Annotated in this window: 15 protein-coding genes; 11 read left to right on the forward strand and 4 right to left on the reverse strand. The window is 69.8% G+C overall.

What is annotated here, in order from left to right; genetic code table 11:
- The first annotated feature begins 169 nt into the window (after positions 1 to 169).
- The 3 genes from LX12_RS00925 to LX12_RS00935 all read left to right on the forward strand — a co-directional run bounded on the left by LX12_RS00925 (position 170) and on the right by LX12_RS00935 (position 6,457).
- The gene (locus LX12_RS00925; RefSeq protein ID WP_253652628.1) at positions 170 to 2,431 is read left to right on the forward strand and encodes a polyribonucleotide nucleotidyltransferase; all 2,262 of its coding nucleotides are present in this window, start codon (positions 170 to 172) and stop codon (positions 2,429 to 2,431) included.
- Entirely contained in the window at positions 2,428 to 3,750 is a 1,323-nt protein-coding gene (locus LX12_RS00930; protein ID WP_253653131.1) for a M16 family metallopeptidase, read from the forward strand. Before LX12_RS00925 ends, LX12_RS00930 begins: the two co-directional genes overlap by 4 nt.
- Before the next feature lie 187 nt (positions 3,751 to 3,937).
- A complete protein-coding gene (locus LX12_RS00935) occupies positions 3,938 to 6,457 on the forward strand; it encodes an AMP-binding protein (RefSeq protein WP_308213950.1) in 2,520 nt (839 codons plus the stop codon).
- 12 nt (positions 6,458 to 6,469) lie between these two features.
- Here the strand turns inward: LX12_RS00935 and LX12_RS00940 are convergent, their stop codons facing one another.
- Positions 6,470 to 7,975 carry an amino acid permease gene (locus LX12_RS00940; RefSeq protein WP_253652630.1) on the reverse strand — a complete coding sequence of 502 codons (1,506 nt, stop codon included), beginning with the start codon at positions 7,973 to 7,975 and terminating at the stop codon, positions 6,470 to 6,472.
- A 509-nt stretch (positions 7,976 to 8,484) separates the two neighbouring features.
- Here LX12_RS00940 and LX12_RS00945 point away from each other — a divergent pair.
- On the forward strand, positions 8,485 to 9,966 hold the full coding sequence (locus LX12_RS00945) for a DUF294 nucleotidyltransferase-like domain-containing protein (RefSeq protein WP_372504912.1): 1,482 nt from the start codon (positions 8,485 to 8,487) through the stop codon (positions 9,964 to 9,966).
- A 5-nt stretch (positions 9,967 to 9,971) separates the two neighbouring features.
- On the opposite strand, the gene ald is transcribed toward LX12_RS00945, so the two are convergent.
- The gene (gene ald, locus LX12_RS00950; RefSeq protein WP_253652632.1) at positions 9,972 to 11,072 is read right to left on the reverse strand and encodes an alanine dehydrogenase; all 1,101 of its coding nucleotides are present in this window, start codon (positions 11,070 to 11,072) and stop codon (positions 9,972 to 9,974) included.
- A gap of 151 nt (positions 11,073 to 11,223) precedes the next feature.
- On the opposite strand from ald, the gene LX12_RS00955 reads away from it, so the two are divergent.
- Positions 11,224 to 11,715 carry an Lrp/AsnC family transcriptional regulator gene (locus LX12_RS00955; protein WP_253652633.1) on the forward strand — a complete coding sequence of 164 codons (492 nt, stop codon included), beginning with the start codon at positions 11,224 to 11,226 and terminating at the stop codon, positions 11,713 to 11,715.
- Positions 11,716 to 11,717: 2 nt separating this feature from the next.
- Here LX12_RS00955 and LX12_RS00960 read toward each other — a convergent pair whose 3' ends face one another.
- Positions 11,718 to 12,896: an NAD(P)/FAD-dependent oxidoreductase gene (locus tag LX12_RS00960; RefSeq protein ID WP_253652634.1), complete on the reverse strand. Its 1,179-nt coding sequence runs from the start codon at positions 12,894 to 12,896 to the stop codon at positions 11,718 to 11,720.
- Complete coding sequence (locus LX12_RS00965) at positions 12,893 to 13,282, reverse strand: bifunctional 3-phenylpropionate/cinnamic acid dioxygenase ferredoxin subunit (protein WP_253652635.1); 390 nt, start codon at positions 13,280 to 13,282, stop codon at positions 12,893 to 12,895. The genes LX12_RS00960 and LX12_RS00965 overlap by 4 nt, the downstream gene beginning before the upstream one ends.
- A 122-nt stretch (positions 13,283 to 13,404) precedes the next feature.
- Here LX12_RS00965 and LX12_RS00970 point away from each other — a divergent pair, with 122 nt between their 5' ends.
- The 6 genes from LX12_RS00970 (at position 13,405) to LX12_RS00995 (ending at position 22,147) form a co-directional block, all read left to right on the forward strand.
- A complete protein-coding gene (locus tag LX12_RS00970; protein ID WP_253652636.1) occupies positions 13,405 to 14,178 on the forward strand; it encodes an IclR family transcriptional regulator in 774 nt (257 codons plus the stop codon).
- A 110-nt stretch (positions 14,179 to 14,288) separates the two neighbouring features.
- Positions 14,289 to 16,769 (forward strand): GcvT family protein, encoded by a 2,481-nt coding sequence (locus LX12_RS00975; RefSeq protein ID WP_253652637.1) that lies wholly within the window; start codon positions 14,289 to 14,291, stop codon positions 16,767 to 16,769.
- On the forward strand, positions 16,766 to 17,947 hold the full coding sequence (solA, locus tag LX12_RS00980; protein ID WP_253652638.1) for an N-methyl-L-tryptophan oxidase: 1,182 nt from the start codon (positions 16,766 to 16,768) through the stop codon (positions 17,945 to 17,947). The genes LX12_RS00975 and solA overlap by 4 nt, the downstream gene beginning before the upstream one ends.
- Positions 17,944 to 19,083 carry an aromatic ring-hydroxylating oxygenase subunit alpha gene (locus LX12_RS00985; protein ID WP_253652639.1) on the forward strand — a complete coding sequence of 380 codons (1,140 nt, stop codon included), beginning with the start codon at positions 17,944 to 17,946 and terminating at the stop codon, positions 19,081 to 19,083. Before solA ends, LX12_RS00985 begins: the two co-directional genes overlap by 4 nt.
- 8 nt (positions 19,084 to 19,091) lie before the next feature.
- Positions 19,092 to 20,600, forward strand: a complete 1,509-nt coding sequence (locus LX12_RS00990) for an aldehyde dehydrogenase family protein (RefSeq protein ID WP_253653132.1) — start codon at positions 19,092 to 19,094, stop codon at positions 20,598 to 20,600.
- Positions 20,597 to 22,147 (forward strand): APC family permease, encoded by a 1,551-nt coding sequence (locus LX12_RS00995; RefSeq protein WP_253652640.1) that lies wholly within the window; start codon positions 20,597 to 20,599, stop codon positions 22,145 to 22,147. The genes LX12_RS00990 and LX12_RS00995 overlap by 4 nt, the downstream gene beginning before the upstream one ends.
- The last annotated feature ends 4 nt before the right edge of the window (positions 22,148 to 22,151 follow it).

A 22,151-nucleotide genomic window follows, 5' to 3' on the forward strand; every position in this document is an offset into this window, starting at 1 on the left:
CGTGCGCGCACCGGGGCCACGGACATGTCGTCCGCAGTGTCGCCGGGCTCCGCACCGCCGTCTCCTCGCACCCATCGGACCCACGTCGTCCGCCGTCACGGCGACGACGTCACCGCTGCGCGCCGCGCATCGCCGCCGCGCACCTCGATCGAGAGGATCTCCACCACCCATGACCGACGTGACCAACGCCCCGGCCGACGATCTCGACTACGACGACGAGATCACCGAGGCGACCGCCGTCATCGACAACGGCGAGTTCGGCACCCGTTCCATCCGCTTCGAGACCGGGCGCCTCGCGCAGCAGGCCGCCGGCTCGGTCGTCGCCTACCTCGACGACGAGACGATGCTGCTGTCGGCGACCACCGCCGGCAAGCACCCCAAGGACCAGTTCGACTTCTTCCCGCTCACCGTCGACGTCGAGGAGCGTATGTACGCCGCGGGCCGCATCCCGGGCTCGTTCTTCCGTCGTGAGGGCCGCCCGTCGACCGACGCGATCCTCACCTGCCGTCTCATCGACCGCCCGCTGCGCCCGTCGTTCGTCGACGGTCTCCGCAACGAGATCCAGGTCGTCGTGACCGTCCTCAGCCTCGACCCGAAGGACCTCTACGACGTCGTCGCGATCAACGCGGCCTCGGCGTCGACGCAGCTCGCCGGACTGCCCTTCTCGGGCCCGGTCGGTGGCGTGCGCGTCGCCCTGATCCCGACCGAGTCCAACCGGGCCGGCCAGTGGGTCGCGTTCCCGACCGTCGAGCAGCTCGAGGGCGCCGTCTTCGACATGGTCGTCGCCGGCCGCATCGTCGGTGACGACGTCGCGATCATGATGGTCGAGGCCGAGGCGACCGAGAACGTCATCGAGCTCGTCGCCGGTGGTGCGCAGGCGCCGACCGAGGCGATCGTCGCCGAGGGCCTCGAGGCCGCCAAGCCCTTCATCCGCTCGCTCTGCGTGGCGCAGCAGCAGCTCGCCGAGTCGGCCGCGAAGGAGACCGGTGAGTTCCCGCTCTTCCCGCCGTACCAGTCGGATGTCTACGACGCCGTCGAGTCGGGCGCGAAGGACCGCCTGTCGGAGATCCTGACGATCGCCGGCAAGGCCGAGCGTGACGACGCCACCGACGCTCTCAAGGCCGACGTCCTCGACTCCCTCGGTGGGCAGTTCGAGGGTCGCGAGAAGGAGATCGGTGCCGCCTACCGGTCGCTGACGAAGAAGCTGGTCCGCCAGCGCATCCTCACCGACCACTTCCGCATCGACGGTCGCGGCATCACCGACATCCGGTCGCTGTCGGCCGAGGTCGCCGTCATCCCGCGCGCCCACGGCAGCTCGCTGTTCGAGCGCGGCGAGACCCAGATCATGGGTGTCACCACGCTGGACATGGTGAAGATGGCGCAGCAGATCGACTCGCTCGGACCGGAGACGTCCAAGCGCTACATGCACCACTACAACTTCCCGCCGTACTCGACCGGTGAGACCGGTCGTGTGGGCTCGCCGAAGCGTCGCGAGATCGGCCACGGCGCACTGGCCGAGCGCGCCCTGATGCCGGTGCTGCCGAGCGTCGACGAGTTCCCCTACGCCATCCGTCAGGTGTCGGAGGCGTTGGGCTCCAACGGTTCCACGTCGATGGGCTCGGTCTGCGCATCGACCATGTCGCTGCTCAACGCCGGCGTCCCGCTGAAGGCGCCGGTCGCGGGCATCGCCATGGGCCTGGTCTCCGACGAGGTCGACGGCCAGACCCGCTACGTCGCGCTCACCGACATCCTCGGTGCCGAGGACGCGTTCGGCGACATGGACTTCAAGGTCGCCGGCACGAAGGACTTCGTGACCGCGCTGCAGCTCGACACCAAGCTCGACGGCATCCCGTCGCAGGTGCTCGCCGGTGCGCTGAGCCAGGCAAAGGACGCCCGGACCACCATCCTCGAGGTGATGGCCGAGGCGATCGACGAGCCCGACGAGATGAGCCCGTACGCCCCGCGCGTCACCACCGTGAAGGTGCCGGTCGACAAGATCGGCGAGCTGATCGGCCCGAAGGGCAAGAACATCAACGCCATCACCGAGGAGACCGGCGCCAACATCTCCATCGAGGACGACGGCACGGTGTTCGTCGGTGCCACCGACGGTGTCAGCGCGCAGGCCGCGATCGACCGCATCAACGCGATCGCGAACCCGCAGCTGCCCAAGGTCGGGGAGCGCTTCCTGGGCACGGTCGTCAAGACCACCGCCTTCGGCGCGTTCGTGTCGCTGCTCCCGGGTCGTGACGGCCTCGTGCACATCTCGAAGCTGGGGCAGGGCAAGCGGATCAACAAGGTGGAGGACGTCGTCAACGTCGGCAGCAAGATCCGTGTCGAGATCGCCGACATCGACGACCGCGGCAAGATCAGCCTGGTCCCCGTCGCCGACGCCCCCGCCGAGGGTGCCGACGCGCCCGTGGCCGCCGGCTGACACTGACCGGAACACGTACCCCGCAGCCCACCGGCGGCGCTGTCTCACGCAGCGTCCTGCCCGGTGGGCTGCGGGTCGTCACGGAGCATGTCCCCGGCGTGCGATCGGTCTCGATCGGCGTCTGGGTCGGCGTCGGATCACGGGACGAGACACCGGGTCTCGCCGGTGCGGCGCACTTCCTGGAACACCTGCTGTTCAAGAAGACACCCACGCGGACCGCGGCGTCGATCGCCCGCGAACTCGACGCGGTGGGAGGTGAGCTCAACGCGTTCACCAGCAAGGAACACACCTGCTTCTACGCGCACGTCCTCGACGACCACGCAGCCATGGCCGTCGACGTCCTCGCCGATGTCGTGGTGCGCGGTGAGTGCGCGGCCGCCGACGTCGAGGTCGAGCGCGAGGTGGTCCTCGAGGAGATGGCCATGCGCGACGACGACCACGAGGACCTGCTCGCCGACGCGTTCATGACCGCCGTCTTCGGCGACGCCCCGATCGGTCGACCGGTGATCGGTACCCCCGAGGTCGTCGGATCGCTGTCGGCGCACCGCATCCGGGGCTTCCACACCCGTCGCTACACGCCGGACCGCATGGTGGTCGCGGTGGCCGGCAACATCACCCACCGCGAGGTGGTGTCGCTGGTGCGCCGCGCGTTCGGTCCCCATCTCGACCCGGACGCGACGACCGCCGCACCGCGTCGTCGCACGCGGCCCGCGCGCGCTGTCGGGGCCGCACAGATCGTCGACCGCGACAGCGAGCAGACCCACCTCATGATCGGCATGCCCACCGGCGGTGTCGACGACCCCGACCTCCCGGCGCTCTCCGTGCTGAACGCTGCGGTCGGTGGCGGGTTGAGTTCCCGGCTGTTCCAACAGATCCGGGAGGAACGCGGTCTCGCCTACTCGGTGTACTCGTCGCTCGACACGTTCAGCGACGTCGGCACGTTCTCGGTCTACGCGGGGTGCAACCCCGAGCGCGCGGGCGAGGTGACGAACGTGGTCACCCAGATCCTCGCCGACATCGCCGAGAACGGCATCGACCGCGACGAGATCACCCGCGCCCGGGGCTCCCTGCGGGGGTCGATGCTGCTGGGACTCGAGGACACCGGATCTCGGATGCACCGGCTCGGTCTCGGCGAGATCGACCACGGCCGGTACCGCACGGTCGCCTCGTCGCTGCGTCGCATCGACGGTGTCCGGCCCGTGCACGTCTCGGCGGTCGCGCGGAAGGTTCTCACGCACCGTCCGTCCCTGGCGGTCGTCGGTCCCTACCGGCGAGAGAAGGACCTCCCCGCGGAGCTGCGCACCCTCGTCGATCACTGACCCGTAGCCGGTTCGTCCCGACCTGTACGCTGGACATCGGTCCGGGGGAGGACCACCGTGACGGGTCATCTCGTGGGGGGATAATTTGTCTGAACGTACTGCTGTCCTGTCGACGTCGCGACATCGGGCCGGGCGTCGGTCAGCGAATCGCCGTGCCGCTCGGCGACCTGCATCGATTGCCGAGGCGGTGGCTCGGAATGCGGCCGTGCGGCCGGACCATGCCGTCGTCGTGACCGAATCGGCCTCCATCACGTCGGGCGAGCTGTTCGATCGTGCGATGTGGCTCCTTCCGGCGGTCGCCGACCGTGCCGGTCCGGCTCGGACGCCGATGGCGGTCGAGATGGACGGTTCGATCGAGTCGATTGTCGCGTGCGTGGCCGTGTTGATGTCCACGGCGCCGCTCGTCCCCGTGGACAGACACCAGCCCTTGGCACGCCGCTCGCTCATCCTCGAGTCGACCGGGGCCACAGTTCTCGATCACTTCGATCTGTCGGCGAGGTGCACAGCCGCCGACGATGAACGCTCGTCGTCTCCCGTGAATCTCTCACCGCCTGAGCCGAAACCCGACGATGTCGCGATGATCGTGATGACATCGGGTTCGTCGGGCACCCCGAAGGGCGTGCTCCTCAGTCATCGGATGTGCCTGGAGAAGGCCACCGACGTCGTCGATTCCATGAATCTGATGTCGACCGACCGGCTCGGGGTCGCGCTTCCTCTGGGGTTCGGCGCCGGCATCAACTCGCTGCTCGCCGGTCTGGTGGCCGGCGCGCGAACCCTGTGCAGAGATCCGCGATCGAGCGGCCCCGTGTCCCTGCGCGCCTGGCTGCGCGATCAGCGGGCGACGACGCTGCACTGCTCGCCGACCCTCGGCAGGGCCATCGCTCATGCAGGCGTCGCCGACCCGGCGGCCGCCGACCTGGCTGACCTGCGGGTGGTCGTCTACTACGGCGAGCCTCTCGACAGCGAAGACCTTCGCGTCACGCGAACGCACCTCGCGCCTGGGGCGTCTGTCGTGAACTGGTACGCGTGTACCGAGTGCGGTGTGGTGGCCAATCGGTCGTTCCCGCCGGGTGAAGACGTGTCGGATGGGAGGCTCGCCACCGGACGTGCGCTGTCGCGACGTCGCGTGATGATCGTCGACGATGCCGGTGGGCAGATGACGGACGGCGAGGTCGGCGAGATCGTGGTCAGCGGTGGCGCCATGGCGCTCGGGTATCTCGGAGATCAGACACTGTCGACGCTTCGCACCGCCGACGGGACGGTGTGGTACCGCACCGGTGACCGCGGTCGCCTCGACGAGCAGAACGAGTTGCGCGTCGTCGGCCGAATCGGCTCGGCTGTGAAGATCCGTGGTTATCTCGTCGAACCGGGCGAGGTGTGCTCTGCACTCCGCAGGGTTCCCGGGGTGGCCGATGCCCATGTCGAGGGGACCACTCACCGTGGTCGGGCCGGACTGGTCGCGCATGTCGCACTGGATCGGGCCGCAGCGTCACCGGTCGATGCTCATGGAATTCGCATCGGTCTCCGTTCGCTCCTGCCGGACTGGATGGTTCCAGGTGGTGTGATCGTCTACGACTCGCTGCCGCGCACCGACCGCGGGAAGATCGACCGTGGACGACTTCGTCAGCCTGACGAGGTCGTCCATCCCGCCCCTGCCCGTCCCGCTCGACCGCTCGACACCTCCGACCTCGCAGTGCTGGCCGTACACGAGATGGTGCGATCGGTCATGGGCCGCGACGACATGCAGATCGACGACGATCTCATCGACATGGGTGCGGACTCGCTGGCCCTGAGCACGATCCTGGCGCAGGTCGATGCGCATTTCCATGTGCAGATCGACGTCGCGCGTGTCGCTGCGAATCCGTCGATCGCGGTCATCGCTGCCGTCGCCCGCGATGAGGTCTCAGCCGATGCGGGCAGGCGTCGGGGCATGTCGGTGCTCGTGCCTCTGCGCGCCGACGGCGCCGGTACCCCTCTGTTCATGGTCGCCGGGGCAGGTGCCCCGGCCGTGTCACTGATCCCGACCACTCGAGGCCTCGCGCCGGGCCGCCCCGTCTACGGACTGCAAGCCTGGGGGCTCGAGAACCGTGGCCGGCCGGACCGTTCGGTGCGAGCGATCGCGCGGCGGAACATCGCCGCGATACGCGCGGTCGCCCCCTCAGGACCGTACCTGCTCGCCGGTCACTCGATGGGTGCCCACATCGTGTGGGAGATGGCAGGACAGCTCCGCGAGGCAGGGGAGAGCGTCGAGGCGGTCGTGTTGATCGACCCGCGTCTGTCCGCCGAGATGGTCCGTCACCTCAGCGGCCGTCCGGAGCTCGGTCCGTCGACAGCTGACGATGTGATCACACCGGAGTTGCACACCGGGCCGCCTCTGGAGGCGAGTCTGTGGCGACTGGTCGCCATACGACTGAAGATGGCGGTGGCCGGTCTGGTGCAGTTCGATCCACTGACCCAGTGGCTGCTGTTCTACAACCTCGGGATGGCAACTCTCGCACGTCACCGACCTCGGGCACTCGATGTGCCCACGGTGGTACTGCGAACGGCCGACAACCCACTCGGACGAGAGCATTGGTCGCTGATGGCTCGTGGCCCGCTGCACATCACCGAGGTTCCTGGCGGACACACCGATCTACTGCGCGAGCCGTACGTGTCCTCGGTCGCGCGAAGCATCGACGCAGGACTCGCCGCGGTCGGCGTCCAGTGACGGAGAGCCGCGTCAGCCAGTGACGCGGGCCCTGTGCTCGGCCTCGGCCTCGGCCCACGCCGACCGGATGCGGCCGCCGGTGTGCTCGACGACGTTGCCGCGGATGCAGTACCACCCGATGGTCAGCGCGGCCGCGATGACGGGGATGCCGACGACGACGACCCAGAAGTCGACCTGTCCGCCCTCGTGGTCGAGGTATCCCGAGATGGCGAGGCCGATGATCACCGCGGCCAGGAAGACCAGCCCGGCGATGCTCGCCCACGGATAGAGCGGTGCCTGGAACGAACTGCGGGGGATGATCCCCTTGTTCACCAGCGAGCGGAGTTTCAGCTGGCAGGCGAAGATCGTGCCCCACGTGAAGACGATGCCGATCGACGCCGCCTCCAGGGCGATGTCGAAGGCGCGGCCGGGAACCGTCGCGTTGAGGACGACGCCCAGCACGTAGACGACGCTGGTCATCGCGATGCCGGCCCACGGGACGCCACCACCGCTCATCTTCGTCGTGAAACCCGGTGCCTGCTTGCTCATCCCGAGGCTGCGCAGCACACGACCGGTCGAGTAGAGACCGGAGTTCAGGCTCGACATGGCGGCGACGATGAGGACCACCTGGATGACGTCGCCCATCCACCCGAACCCGAGCGCCTGGAACACGGTGACGAACGGGCTGGTGCCCGACGTGTACGAGGTCGTCGGCAGCATCGCGCACAGCAGCAGGATCGACCCGATGTAGAACACCGCGATCCGGAAGATGACCGCGTTGACCGCCCGCGGGACCTCCTTCTCGGCGTCCTCCATCTCGCCGGCCGCAACACCGACCATCTCGATCGCGGCGTACGCGAAGACGACACCCGACATGACCAGGATCGGTCCGTACCAGTTGTAGGGGTCCATGGTGGGCCAGAACCCGCCCGGGTTGCTCCACAGGTTCGAAAAGCCGGCCTGGTGGTCGCCGACGTGGACCGCGCCGATCACCACGACGAGCCCCACGACGAGGAACAGCACGATCGCGCCTACCTTCAGGATCGACGCCCAGAACTCGAACTCACCGAATGCCTTCGCGCTGAGCAGGTTCACCGCGAGCACCACCACGAGGGCGATGAGTGCCGACGCCCAGTTCGGCATCGACGGGAACTTGTCGCGGACGTAGACGCCGACGGCCGACAGCTCGGCGACGCCGGTGAGCGCCCAGTTGAGCCAGTACATCCAGCCGGTGACGTAGGCGGCCTTCTCGCCGAAGAACTCGCGCATGTAGGAGACGAACGCGCCGCTGGTGGAGCGGTGCAGCACGAGCTCGCCCAACGCCCGCATGAGGAAGTAGGCGACGACGCCGGCGACCGCGTAGCTCACCAGGAGTGCGGGGCCGTTGCTGTTCAGGCGCGACGCGGACCCGAGGAACAGGCCGGTGCCGATGGCCCCGCCGATCGCGATCATCTGCACCTGTCGGCGACCGAGTGACTGCTTGTACCCGACCGTCTCCGCGTCGAGATGCGCTGTTGCCGAGGAGGTGTCCGAACTCATGAGGTGTGAGTATGCGCACACGGCGTTTCGTCGATGTTGCCGGGGCACGCCTGCGATGTTGCCCGACCGGACATCTCGTACAAGGCGGACAGGCGACCTGCGGCGCGTCGGCCCGGTCGGTGTGTCACGATCGGCCCATGACCGACGTCGCGGAGTTCCTCGGGCGCCATCCGCCGTTCGACGCGGTCCCGGTCGACCAGCTCGAGCGGCTCGCCTCGACGGTGTCGCGGCGTCGGTTCGCCGCCGGTGAGGTGATCGTCGACGGCTTCGCCGAGCGCATCACCGTGCTCACGGTCGTCGTGTCGGGCCAGGTCGGTCTCTGGAACCGTCGCGTCGACGCCCCGCACGGCCTGCCGGACGAGGATCCCGACGAGGTGCTCGGGGTGGGCGGGGTCTTCGGGTACCTGTCGTTGCTGACCCAGGAGCTCTCGGGCCCACGGGCCGTCGCGTTGAAGGACAGCACCGTCGCGACGCTGCCGAGTGACTCGGTGCAGGCGGTGTTCTCGACGATGGCCGGCGCACGCTTCCTCGCCGGCAAGCTGCAGACGCCGCGCAAGGTGGTCAGCACGCCCGCGCGCGGCGGCACCGTGGACGAGTTGATCCGCACGACGCCGGTGGTCGGCACCCCCGACATGACCGTCGCCGAGGCGGCCCGCGTGATGACCGACCGGGGGCGCGACCACATCGTGGTGCCCGGCGGCGACGGGGCACTGGGCATCCTCACCGACGCCGACATCCGCTCGCGGCTGGTCGCCCACGGTCGGGACGCGACGACCCCGGTGCGCGAGGTGATGACGCCGCGGGCGCGCAGCGTGGTCACCGGGACCCCGGCGACCGAGGGGCTCCTGCAGATCCTCGAGCACGACCTGAGCTGCCTGCCGGTCGTCGACCCGGCAGGTCGACTGCTCGGCGTCGTCGGACCGGGCGACTTCGTCGCCGCGCCGGGCGGGGCGACGGTCGGGTTGCGCACCCAGATCTCGCGATCCGGGTCGGTCACGGAGTTGGCCGAACAGGCGCAGCGGGCACCGTGGGTCCTCGCCGACCTGGTCCGTCGTGGTCAGCCGTCCCACGAGGTGACGGCGGTGCTCTCCCTCATCCACGACGCGACGGTCCGGCGGGCGCTGGAACTCGCTCTCGGCGAGGCGCCGACGATCGACGGCGATCGGTTGACCTGGTTGTCGCTGGGGTCGAACGCGCGTCGCGAGGCGGTCCTCAGCTCCGACGTCGACAGTGCGGTCGCCTTCGACGACGAACTCACCGATCCCGACGAGAACGCCGCGTACCGGGCGGTGTTCGCGCGCGTCGACGACATCCTGCGTGACTGCGGGCTGGCGATCGACCCGAACGGCGCGATCGCGTCGTCGCCCTTGTTCGCCCGCACCCACGCCCACTGGCGTGCAGCGGCGGGGGAGTGGCTCCGGGCCCCGCTGGAGAACAAGGGCATGATCATGACGTCGTTGATGCTGGACGGTCGTCCCATCTGGGGTGACCGGGGGCTGTCGGAGGTGACGCGGGTCTTCTCCGACCTGCGGTCGCATCCCTCGACGTTGCGTCTGCTCCTCGCGGAGTCGTTGTCGCACAAGGCCCGTATCCGCTCGACCCGGGACGTCCTGGCCCGCCGCGGCGGGACGTTCGACATCAAGACCCACGCGCTGACGCCGCTGGTCAACATCGCGCGGTGGGCTGCGCTGTCGGTGGAGTCGACCGAACTCGACACGCGGTCACGGTTGCAGGCGGCCGCCGGCAGCCTCATGCTCACCGACGACAACGCCCGCACGCTGATCGAGGTGTTCGACGTCCTGCAGAAGGTGCGGATCTCCTACCAGGTGGCTCAACTCGACCGGGCCGAGCACGTGGGCGACGTGATCACGATGCGTCGCCTGTCACCGCTCGACCGCGGTCTCGTCGGCCAGGCGGTGCGGGAGATCGCGGGCATCCAGCGGCGCATGGCGAACATGGCGCACTATGCGCCGCTGGTGCCCGAGGACTGACCGCCTCAGACCGCGGCGACCGGGAGGTCGAGCGCCTCGCCGACCGAGGCGGAGTACAGCTGCCCCTCGTGCGTCGAGAGCCCCGCCGCGAGACCGGGGTCCGCGGCGCAGGCCGCCTCCCAGCCCTGGTCGGCGAGCGCGATCACGTGGGGCAGCGTCGCCCCGGTGAGTGCCCACGTCGACGTCCGCGCGACCGAGCCGGGCATGTTCGCGACGCAGTAGAAGACGGAGTCGTGGACGGTGAAGACCGGGTCGTCGTGCGTGGTGGGACGCGAGTCCTCGAAGCAGCCGCCCTGGTCGATCGCGATGTCGACGAGCACCGAGCCCGGCTTCATCTGGGCCACCAGCGAGTTGGGCACGACGACAGGCGCTTTGGCCCCGGGGACGAGGACGGCGCCGATGACGAGGTCGGCGCGGACGACGGCCTCCTGCAGTGCGAGCGCGGTGCTGTACCGGGTGTGGACGCGCCCGCCGAAGCGGGCGTCGATCGCCCGCAGCTTGGTGACGTCGAGATCGAAGACGGTGACCTGGGCGCCCATGCCCATGGCGATCGTCGCGGCGTGGACGCCGCTGACGCCACCGCCGATCACGACGACCTCGGCGGGCTCGGTGCCGGGGACGCCGCCCATCAGCACACCGCGGCCACCTGCCGAGCGCATCAGGTGGTAGGCCCCGACCTGCGGTGCGAGACGACCCGCGACCTCGCTCATCGGGGCCAGCAACGGCAGGCTGCCGTCCGGGGCGCTGACCGTCTCGTAGGCGATCGAGGTGATGCCCGACGACAGCAGGGCGTCGGTGCAGGGGCGGCTCGCGGCGAGGTGCAGGTAGGTGAACAGAGTCTGGCCGGCCCGCATGCGGCCGTACTCCTCGGCGATCGGCTCCTTCACCTTGAGCACGAGGTCCGACTGCTCCCAGACGGCGTCGGCGCCGGAGATGATCTGCGCACCGGCCTCCTTGAAGTCGGTGTCGTGGATGGACGAGCCCTCGCCCGCACCCGCCTCGACGACGACCTCGTGGCCGCGGCGGGTCAACTCGGTGACGCCGGCCGGGGTGATCGCCACCCGGTACTCGTTGTTCTTGACCTCACGGGGCACTCCCACGCGCATCGTCCGCCTCCTCCAGCTGTGTCGTCGACGCCCGAGATCGGTGCGCCAGTGCGTTCAAGCGTGAAGGGTGTTCGGAACACTGGCAACAGTACTGAAGAGTATTCTCCAACTAGCCGCTGAGCGATCTGATTCTTCGGTATCGTCGAACGTCATGAGTACCCCACCGAACGATCTTCGGCCGTCGGGGCCGGTCGAGCTCGACGACGTCGACCGCGAGCTGGTCCGGTTGCTGCGGGGGGACGGGCGCATGGCCAATCGCGAGCTCGCCGAGCGCGTCGGGATCGCCCCGTCGACCTGTCACGGGCGGGTTCGGCGTCTGGTCGAGACGGGGGTGATCCGCGGGTTCTTCGCCGACATCGACCCCGCTGCGGTCGGGCGGACGCTGCGCGCGATGGTGGCGGTGAGCCTGCAGTCCGACGCGCGGGGGCAGATCCGTCACTTCGTCGGCCAGATCCGCGGACGCGACGAGATCATCGACGTCTTCTTCCTGGCCGGGACCGACGACTACCTGCTCCACGTCGCCGTGCCCGACACGCAGGCGCTGCGCGAGTTCGTCGAGACCCTGAACTCCCGGCCCGAGGTGGCGGGCACGACGACGTCGCTGGTGTTCGAGCACGTCCGCGCGGCCGCGCCGGTGTTCTGACGTCAGACCCGCACGGCGCTCGACCGCCTGTCCATGGTCTTGCGCAGCCGTGTGAACGGGCGCGGCATGTCGACGGCGACCACGGCGTCGGGGCTGTCGGGATCCCCGACGACCGCCACGAACGCGTCATCGTCGATCGATCCCTCGACGACCGTCGGGTCGGCATCGCGGGGCATCGCCCCGCAGATCTGGATCCGACGACCGTGCTGCTCACTCCAGACATACGGCGTGCGCGGCGCCGGCACCGGGTGGCCCGCGATGGCGTGGGCGACGGTGCGGGCGGACTCGATGGCCGCCGACCAGTGCTGGTGCGTGGCCGCGGTGCCGGTGACCGGATCGACGGTGCGCGCACAGTCGCCCGCCGCCCAGACCGCCGGCATCGAGGTCGCACCGGATGCGTCGGTGACGAACCCGCCGTCGACGTCGATCGGCGAGCCGTGGGCCCACGCGGTCTCGGCGGCCGCGCCGACCCCGACCACCACGACGTCGGCGGTTATCGCGCGACCGTCGGCGAGACGGACCGCTCGCACACGACCGTCGACGGAGTGGAACCCGTCGAGATCCACGTCGACCAGGACGTCGACGCCGGCGCGACGATGCAGGTCGAGCGCCCACGACGCCAGCCGCGACCCGAGCACCGCGGCACCGGGGTCGGGTGCGCGTTCCACGATGGTCACCCGCCGGCCCATCGCGGCCGCCGTCGACGCGATCTCCGCGCCGATGAACCCGGCACCGACGACGACGACGTCCTGCGCGCCGCGCAGGTCCTGCGCGAGTCGGCGGGCGTCGTCGAGCGTGCGCAGCGAGTGGACACCGGACAGGTCGTCGCCGGGCAGCCGCCTCGCGCGGGCGCCGGTCGCGAGAACCACTGCGCGCGCGGCCAGATCACCGGTCTCGGTGTGGACCACCGGCCCCTGGGGAGTCGACGAGAGCCCGGTGGCGCAGACGCCGAGACGCCAGTCGAAGCCGTCGGCCTCACCGGGCGTGAGCAGGGTCGACCACCCGGGGTCGGGTGCGGGGGACGCGTCGGTACCGGTGAGCATCTCCTTCGACAGCGGAGGCCTGTCGTAGGGGAGCCAGGGTTCCGCGCCGACCAGCGTGATCGGTTCGGTGACCCCGAGTGACCGCAGGGTGCGCGCGACGGTGAGACCGGCGAGGGACGCCCCGACGATCCCGATCACGCCGCGTCGGACGCGGCGTCGGCGCCGCCCGTCCAGACGCTCACGAGGCCGTCGACGACCTGGACGGCGTGGGTCGCGATCGGCTGCGTGGCCGGCGGTCCCATCGCGGCGCCGGTGCGCAGGTCGAAGCACGCCTCGTGCAGGGGGCACTCGACGGCGCAGTCCTCGACCCACCCCGCCGACAGCGAGGTGTCCTGGTGCGAGCAGGTGTCGTCGACGGCGAAGACACCGTCCTCGGTGAGGACGACCATGATCGGCGGGCGTCCGTCGAGCTCCACGCGTATCGGGGTGTCGACGACGAGGTCGTCGAGCGCGGCGACCGCCACGAACGCGCCGAAGTCGTCGGCGGATGTCTCGGGTCGGGTGGTGTACTCGCTCAGCGTCATGACCGTCTCCCATCGTGTTGCGTTCCACGCAACGCTGCGCGTATTGCGCAACACTGTCGCAGCGGCGGCCGAGCGCGTCAAGTGACGGTCGGGCGAGTCGCGCGATCTACAGTGACGAGGACATGACGAAACGCGACGTACCGCCCGCATCGGTCCAGTCCGTGGACCGGGCCCTCGAGGTCCTCGAGATCCTCGGCCGCGACGGGGAGGGCGGCGTGTCCGACATCGCCGACGCCCTCGGCGTCCACAAGTCGACGGTGTCGCGGTTGGTCTCGGTCCTCGAGTCGCGGGGGTTCGTCGAGCAGATCAGCGATCGCGGGAAGTACCGACTGGGCTTCACGGTGGTCCGTCTCGCCGGCGCCACGATGTCGCGACGGGACCTGGGTCGGGAGAGTCGGGACATCTGCGAGCCGCTCGCCGACACGGTGGGTGAGACGGTGAACCTCGCCGTCCTCGACGCCGGTCGCGCCGTGAACGTCACCGAGGCGAACGGTGGCGCCGGGATCGCGCTGCGCACGTTCGTCGGCCAGAGCTGCCCCGCGCACGCCACCTCCAGCGGGAAGGTGCTGCTCGCGGGACTTCCCGAGCATCGCCTGCACCCGTTCCTCGTCGTCGACCTGGAGCGCTTCACGCCCTCCACGATCGTCAGCGCGGACGTCCTGCGCGAAGAGCTCGACGGCGTGCGTGAGCGCGGGTGGGCGGCGGCCCGCGACGAGCTCGAGGACGGGCTAACCGCCGTCGCAGCTCCCGTGCGCGACCACACCGGTGACGTCGTGGCGGCGTTGAGCATCTCCGGGCCGTCCTTCCGGATGAGCCCTGATCGTCTTCCGGATCTGTCGCATCAGGCCATCGCCGCAGCGCAGGCCGTGAGCGTCCGCCTCGGTCACACCGGCTGATCCGCGCGCCGGATTGACGCGGTGGCCCACGGGCCCCATCCTGTTGCGTGTTGAGCAACCCGTTGCGGTCTCAGCAACAATCCAGGACGACACGGGCAGGTGGGTGATCCATGGGCGGCGAGCAGCACGGCCCTCGCGTGGTGGTGATCGGTGCGGGCATCGTGGGCACCTCCCTCGCCGACGAACTCGTCGCGCGGGGCCTGGGCGACGTCACGGTGGTGGACCGGGGGCCGCTGCCCGCCGCGGGCGGGTCGAGCAGTCACGCGCCCGGCCTCGTCTTCGCGACGAACGCATCGCGGACGCTCTCGGACCTCGCCGCCGCGACGATCACCAAGTTCCGGGGTCTCTCGACGCCGGATGCGCTGTGCTTCAACGCCGTCGGCGGACTCGAGGTCGCCACCACACCCGAACGGCTGGCCGAACTGCACCGCAAGGCGGGATGGGCCGCGTCGTGGGGAAGGCGTGCGGAGGTCGTCGACACCGCCGACTGTGTCCGACTGCACCCGTTGCTGGACCCCGCCACCGTCCTCGGCGGTCTCCACACGCCCGACGACGGTCTCGCCGACGCCCTGACCTGCATCGCGGTGCAGCGCAGGCGCGCCGAGGCCGGCGGTGCGCGCTTCCTCGCCGACACACAGGTGCTCGACGTCCTCACCGTCGGTGACCGGGTGGTCGGTGTCCGGACCGACGCCGGTGTCCTCGACGCGGACGTGGTCGTCTCCTGTGGCGGGTTCTGGGGCGCGGAACTCGGCGAGCTGGTCGGGCTCACCGTCCCGCTCGTCGCGATGGGTCACGAATACGTCACCACGACAGCGGTTCCCGCTGCTGCACCCTTCGCCGATCCGAGGACCGGCCACGCCGCCGCGACGCTGCCGATCCTCCGCCACCAAAACGCGGACCTCTACTACCGCCAGCACGGCGACCGCATCGGCATCGGGTACTACGGCCACGATCCCGTCGTCGTCGACATGACCTCGCTGTACGACGACACCGCCGACCAACCCATGCCCTCGATGCTCCCGTTCTCGGCGAGCGGGTTCCGCGCCGCCTGGGACGAGTCGCAGCGCGTCCTGCCAGGGCTGCGCGACGCCGCGATCGCCGACGGGTTCACCGGCATCTTCTCCTTCACGCCGGACGGCGGGCCCATGCTCGGCCCGCACCCCGGCCTGGACGGGTTCTGGGTCGCCGAGGCGATCTGGGTGACCCAGTCCGCCGGCGCCGCCGCGGCCATCGCCGACTGGGTGGTCACCGGTGCACCCGGCATCGACGTCTCCGGCTGTGACGTGAACCGTTTCGCCCCGGCCGAACTCGATCGCGACGCCGTCGTGGCACGGTCGTCGCGTGCGTTCGTCGAGGTGTACGACATCATCCACCCGCGTGCAGTCCCCGCCGAGGCGCGGGATCTGCGGCTCTCGGCGCTGCACGACGACCACGTCGCGCGGGGTGCGTCGTTCGGTGTCTCCCACGGGTGCGAACGGCCGCTGTGGTTCGCGGCGAACCGGTCTCTCACGGAACGGTTCCCGATCGACGCCCCCGGCATGCCCGAGTGGTACACGCGCGGCTGGTCGCCGATCGCCCTCGCCGAGGCCGTCGCGACCCGCGAGGTCGGCGGACTCTTCGACATGAGTTCGCTGACGCGGGTGGAGATCTCGGGCCCGGACGCGGTCGCGACCCTCGCGCCGCTGATCACGCGCGACCCCGACCGCCCGGTCGGGTCGGTGGTGTACGCACTCATGCTCGACGAGACCGGCGGCGTCCTCAGCGACGTCACCGTCGCGCGGGTCGACCACGACCGACTCGTGGTGGGCGTCAACGGACCGCTCGACGTCGCACGTCTGTCCCACGCGGCCCGCCACGCGCGGGCCCGGGGCGCGACCGTCGACGTGCGCGAGATCACCGACGAGACATGCTGTGTCGCGGTGTGGGGTCCGCGTGCACTCGACATCGTCGCCCCACTCACCGACCTCGACGTCAGCCCGTCGGGTCTGCGGTACTACCGCTGCGCCGACGCGGTCGTCGCCGGGGTGCAGGCGTCGTTGACGCGGGTGTCCTACGTCGGTGAGTTCGGCTGGGAGATCACGACCTCCGCGTCCGACGGATCGCGGTTGGCCGCCGCTCTCGGCGAGAACGCCGAACGCGTGGGCGCGGTGTGGGGTGGTCGCGCGGCGATGGACTGCCTGCGGATCGAGAAGGGGTACCGGTCGTGGGGGACCGACATGACCCGCACCGACTCCCCACACGAGGCGGGTGTGGCCTTCGCCGTGGCCAAGGACCACGAGTTCGTCGGACGCGCCGCCGTCGCGGAGCGACCCGTCGTTCGACAGCTGCACACACTGGTCGCCGACGACCGCGACACCGTCCTGCTCGAGTCGGAACCCCTGCGCCACAGAGGGTCCGACGTCGGCTACGTCACGTCGGCGGCCTGGTCTCCCGCGGTCGGCGCCACCGTCGCGTACGCGTGGGGGCCGGCCGACCTCCGACCCGGTGACGCCGTCACCGCCGAGTGGTTCGGGCAGGAGCGATCACTCCGCGTCGCGCCGCCCGTCACCGTCGACCCCGAGAACCTCCGACTGAAGGGTGTGTATCGATGAGCCGGGAACGTGTGATCGTCGTCGGACTCGGTGGCATGGGTTCGGCGGCGGCGTATCACCTCGCCACGCGTGGAGCCGACGTCGTCGGACTCGAGCGGTTCCAGCCCGCCCATGCCCGCGGGTCCTCCCACGGCGGGTCCCGCATCATTCGTCAGGCCTACTTCGAGGACCCGGCCTACGTGCCGCTGCTGCTGCGCGCCTACGAGTTGTGGGAGCAGCTCGGCTCCGACAGCGCACGGGAGGTCCACCGCATCACCGGCGGCGTCTTCGCCGGACCCGAGTCGTCCACCACGGTCGCCGGGTCGCTGCGCGCTGCGCGGGAGTACGGCCTCGCGCATGACGTGCTGTCCGCCGACGAGATCGCCGCCCATCTTCCCGGATTCGCGCCGGCCGCCGACCAGATCGGCGTGTACGAACACCGGGCCGGGTTCGCCCGCCCGGAGGAGACCGTCCGCGCACACATCGAGCTCGCCGAGCGGGCGGGTGCGGATCTGCGCTTCGGCGTCGAGGTGCTCGACTGGGCCGACACGGGCGACGCCGTGCAGGTGACCACCGATCAGGGCGTCCTCCACGGTGACCGGCTCGTCGTCTGCCCGGGTGCCTGGGCGCCGGAGATGCTGGCGGACCTGCAGACCGGGATCCGGATCGAGCGCCAGGTCATGTACTGGTTCGACCTCGCCCCGGACGCGCCGTCGATGGACGACGCACCCGTCTACATCCACGAGACCGCCGCGGGCGAACAGATCTACGGGTTCCCGGCGATCGACGGCCCGGGTGGCGGCGTCAAGACGGCGTTCTTCCGCAAGGGCGTCGACTGCTCACCGGACACCATCGACCGGACCGTCCACCCCGAGGAGGCGCAGGCGATGCTGGAGCGCGTCCGTGCGCTCCTCCCGGGTGTGGGGTCGAGCGACGACGCGTCGGCCTGCATGCTGCACGCCGCGACATGCATGTACTCGACGACACCCGACCACGATTTCGTCATCGCGGAGCACCCGCGGCATGCGCGGGTCGCCGTGGCGTGCGGATTCTCCGGCCACGGGTTCAAGTTCGTGCCGGTGGTGGGCGAGATCCTCGCCGACCTCGTGCTCGACGGCGCGACCCGGCACCCGATCGGCATCTTCGACCCGAGCCGGCCCGCGCTGGCCGCACAGACAGCAGGAGTGGGCATCGCATGACCGCGGAGACGACCGTCGCCCACGACGGGGCACAGACCGAGACACTCGTCCTCACGCTGCCGGGATCGACCTACACCGATCCGACCGTCTTCGCCCGGGAGACCGACCGGATCTTCGGTCGGCGGTGGATGTGTGCGGTCCGTGTCGCCGACGTCGCCGCGACCGGCCGGTTCGCGACCGTCGAGATCGGCGGGGAGAGCATCCTCGTCGTCCGCGGTCGCGATCAGGTGCTGCGGGCGTTCCTCAACGCGTGCCGTCACCGCGGTGCCCTGGTGTGCACCGAGGAGTCCGGTGCCGTGCGTCGGAACCTGCAGTGCCCCTACCACGCTTGGACCTACGGACTCGACGGTGCGCTCGTCGCCGCCCCCAACCTGTCGAGCCTCGGCGACATCGACCGCACGCGGTACGGGCTCGTCCCCGTCGCGTCGCGGGAGTGGTTGGGCTATCTGTGGATCTGCCTCGCCGACGACCCACCGTCGTTCGAGGACAGCGTGATCGGCGCGGTGACCGATCGTCTCGGCGATGCCGCGATGATCGACCGCTGGGACGTCGCGGGTCTCGCCCTGGCACACCGGGAGATCTACGAGGTGGCGGCGAACTGGAAGCTCATCGTCGAGAACTTCATGGAGTGCTACCACTGTGCGACGATCCACCCGGAGTTGACCGAGGTGCTGCCCGAGTTCGCCGACGGTCTCGCCGCGCAGTACTACGTCGGACACGGTGCCGAGTTCGCCTCGGACGTCGACGGGTTCACGGTCGACGGATCCGCCGGCGCCGCGGCGCTGCCGTCACTCGATCCCGAGCACGACCGTCGGTACTACGCGATCACGATCAACCCCACCGTGTTCGTCAACCTCGTGCCCGACCACGTGATCGTGCATCGGATGTTCCCGCGCGCAGCAGATCGCACGTCCGTGGTCTGCGACTGGCTCTACGCACCGGACGTGGTCGCCTCCGGTCACGACGTGTCGGCCGGCGTCGAGCTGTTCCACCGCGTCAATCAGCAGGATTTCGACGCCTGCGAGCGGACGCAGCCGGGGATGTCGTCCCGGGCCTACCGCGACGGCGGCGTCCTGGTCCCGGCCGAACACCACATCGCGCAATTTCACGATTGGGTGAGCGAGATGACCGCCTAGGGGCAAAGATCGAGTTCGTGGACGATCTGTACATCGACGGGACGTGGCGCGCCGGCGCATCCGGGCGCACCCGGCCGGTTATCGACCCGGCCGACGGCAGCACCATCGTCGAGGTCGCCGAGGCCGACCCGTCCGACGTCCGCGACGCGATCGTCGCCGCGCGTCGCGCGTTCGACGACTCGTCCTGGCCCGCGACGCCGGTCGCCGAACGATCGGCACTGCTGCGTCGCGTCGCCGATCTGCTGCAGCGGGACAAGGAGAGCCTCGCCGAGACCGAGACCCGCGACACCGGCAAGACCCTGGCGGAGAGCCGCATCGACATCGACGACGTCACCGCCGTCTTCCGCTACTACGCCGACCTCGTCACCACGGTCGGCGATCGTGTGGTCGACGTCGGCGACCCCGCTGTCGTCAGCAGGGTGGTCCGCGAACCCATCGGCGTGTGCGTCCTGATCGCACCGTGGAACTACCCGCTGCTGCAGATCTCCTGGAAGGTCGCGCCCGCCCTCGCGGCCGGCGCGACGATGGTGATGAAACCCAGCGAGGTCACCCCGCTGACGACCATTGCGTTCACCCGGCTGCTCGTCGAGGCCGGGGTGCCGCCCGGCGTGGTCAACCTCGTGCTCGGAGCAGGGCGGGATCTCTCCGACCCGCTCAACGACGACCCCGACGTCGACCTCATCTCGTTCACCGGCGGCCTCGCGACCGGGCAGATCATCGCGGCCACGGCCGCGAAACACGTCACGCGGGTCCTGGTCGAGCTGGGCGGCAAGAACCCGCATGTCGTCTTCGCCGACGCCTGCGAGACCGCCGACCAGTTCGAGGCCACCGTGGACCAGGTGGTGACCGGGGTCTTCCTGCACTCCGGCCAGGTCTGCTCGGCCGGAACACGTCTCATCGTCGAGGAGAGCGTCGCCGACCGACTCGTCGCCGCCGTCGCCGACCGCGCCGACCGCATCGTCGTCGGTCCCGGATCCGACCCCGCCAGTCGCACAGGACCGTTGGTCTCACAGCAGCAGTTGGACAAGATCGTCGACCACGTCGCGTCGGGGCAGGCCGAGGGAGCACGGCTCGTGACCGGCGGACGTCGACTCGACGACCCCGACCGGGACGACCCGCGCCTGGCCCAGGGGTACTTCTACGCCCCGACGGTGTTCGACCACTGCGACCGTTCGATGCGGATCGTCCAGGACGAGACGTTCGGCCCGATCCTCACCGTCGAACGGTTCACCACCGAGCAGCAGGCGCTCGAGCTCGCCAACGACACCCGCTACGGCCTGGCCGGCGGTGTCAGGACGGCCGATCCCGCGCGCGCGGAACGGTTCGCGCGCGGGATGCGCCACGGCACCGTGTGGATCAACGACTTCGGCTACTACACCCCCGCCGCGGAGTGGGGTGGCTACGGGCGGTCCGGCAACGGGCGCGAACTCGGCCCGTCCGGGCTGGCCGAATACCAGGAGACCAAACACATCTGGAACAACACCGCGGCACCGACGGCAGGATGGTTCGAGCCATGACACAGACCGCCCCCGACACCGGGATGGAGCATTTCGGCTACAAGGAGAGTCTCGACCGCAGCATCGGCAAGTTCGCCAGCTTCGCCGCCGGCGTCAGCTACATCTCGATCCTCACGGGCACCTTCCAGCTCTTCTACTTCGGGTTCGGCACCGCCGGGGCCGCGTACCTCTGGAGCTGGCCCATCGTCTTCGTCGGACAGCTGGCCGTCGCACTGTGCTTCATGGAGCTCGCCGCGAAGTACCCGATCGCCGGATCGGTCTACAACTGGGCGAAGATCCTCGGCAACAAGGTCGTCGGCTGGTTCTCGGGCTGGATGATGCTCACGGCGTCGATCGTGACGATGTCGGCGGTCGTGCTGGCCATCGACTCGACGTTGCCGAAGATCTGGGGTGGGTTCCGCCTGATCGGATCCGACGACCTGTCGGTGGTTTCCCCGTCGAACGCGGTCCTGCTCGGCTCGATCCTCGTGCTCGTCACCACGGCCATCAACGCCTTCGGTGTCCGGTTGATGGCCCTCATCAACAGTGCGGGTGTGTTCATCGAACTCATCGCGGCCGTGTTGATCGCGGTGATCCTGGCGTTCAACGTGCAGCGGACGCCGGCGGTGTTCTTCTCGACCAACGGTTACGGCGCGGGGGAGAGCGGCGGCTGGCTGGGCGCGTTCCTCATCGCCTCGTTGGCGTCGGGGTACGTGATGTACGGCTTCGACACCGCGTCCTCGCTCGGCGAGGAGACCGTCAACCCGCGCAAGACCGCACCGTCGGCGATCCTGCGAGCGATCCTGGCGTCGTTCGTGATCGGGGGCGCGATCCTGGTGTTCGCGATCCTCGCCGCCCCCAACTTGTCCGATCCTGCGCTCGGCCAGCAGGGCGGGCTGCAGCAGATCGTGCTCGACGTCATGTACGGGCCGGTCGGGAAGATCTTCCTCATCTGCATCGTGGTCGCGGTCTTCGTCTGCACGCTCGCCGTGCACACGGCCGCCATCCGGCTCACGTTCGCCATGGCGCGCGACAACGCGCTGCCGTTCGGGGAGTCACTGGCGAGGGTCCACCCGAAGACGCAGACCCCGGTCATCCCGTCGGTCCTCATCGGGGTCCTGTCGATCCTCATCCTGGTCATCAACATCAACCAGCCCACCATTTTCCTGCTGCTGACGTCGGTGGCCATCATCATGATCTACATCGCGTACCTCATGGTCACCGTGCCGTTGTTGCTCAAGCGTTTCCGCGGCCAGTGGCCGCCGGCGGACCTGAAGTCCGGCGGGTACTTCACGATGGGCCGCTGGGGCCTGCCGGTGAACATCCTCGCTGTGCTGTGGGGCGTCGGGATGGCGATCAACCTCGCCTGGCCGCGCACCGCCGTCTACGGTGCGCCCTGGTACAACACCTGGGCTGCGTTCATCTACATAGGCGTCATCGGTGGCGTCGGACTGATCTGGTACTTCGCGGTCGGCAGCCGCGGGATGGGGACGCTCCGATCCCACGCGTCGGAGACCAAGGCCGATGCCGTTGCCGCCGAACCGTTCCCCGGACCCGAGGGAGTCTGACCAC

The sequence above is a fragment of the Williamsia serinedens genome, from assembly GCF_024171725.1.
Classification (GTDB): Bacteria; Actinomycetota; Actinomycetes; order Mycobacteriales; family Mycobacteriaceae; genus Williamsia_A; species Williamsia_A serinedens.

Excerpts from the sequence above, each read along its gene's own strand:
- LX12_RS00945 (WP_372504912.1), top strand. The coding sequence starts at position 8,485 with ATGGCCGGCGCACGCTTCCTCGCCGGCAAGCTGCAGACGCCGCGCAAG.
- solA (WP_253652638.1), top strand. The coding sequence starts at position 16,766 with ATGAGCCGGGAACGTGTGATCGTCGTCGGACTCGGTGGCATGGGTTCG.
- LX12_RS00925 (WP_253652628.1), top strand. The coding sequence starts at position 170 with ATGACCGACGTGACCAACGCCCCGGCCGACGATCTCGACTACGACGAC.
- LX12_RS00970 (WP_253652636.1), top strand. The coding sequence starts at position 13,405 with ATGACGAAACGCGACGTACCGCCCGCATCGGTCCAGTCCGTGGACCGG.
- LX12_RS00955 (WP_253652633.1), top strand. The coding sequence starts at position 11,224 with ATGAGTACCCCACCGAACGATCTTCGGCCGTCGGGGCCGGTCGAGCTC.
- LX12_RS00985 (WP_253652639.1), top strand. The coding sequence starts at position 17,944 with ATGACCGCGGAGACGACCGTCGCCCACGACGGGGCACAGACCGAGACA.
- LX12_RS00975 (WP_253652637.1), top strand. The coding sequence starts at position 14,289 with ATGGGCGGCGAGCAGCACGGCCCTCGCGTGGTGGTGATCGGTGCGGGC.
- LX12_RS00965 (WP_253652635.1), bottom strand. The coding sequence starts at position 13,282 with ATGACGCTGAGCGAGTACACCACCCGACCCGAGACATCCGCCGACGAC.
- ald (WP_253652632.1), bottom strand. The coding sequence starts at position 11,072 with ATGCGCGTGGGAGTGCCCCGTGAGGTCAAGAACAACGAGTACCGGGTG.
- LX12_RS00995 (WP_253652640.1), top strand. The coding sequence starts at position 20,597 with ATGACACAGACCGCCCCCGACACCGGGATGGAGCATTTCGGCTACAAG.
- LX12_RS00940 (WP_253652630.1), bottom strand. The coding sequence starts at position 7,975 with ATGAGTTCGGACACCTCCTCGGCAACAGCGCATCTCGACGCGGAGACG.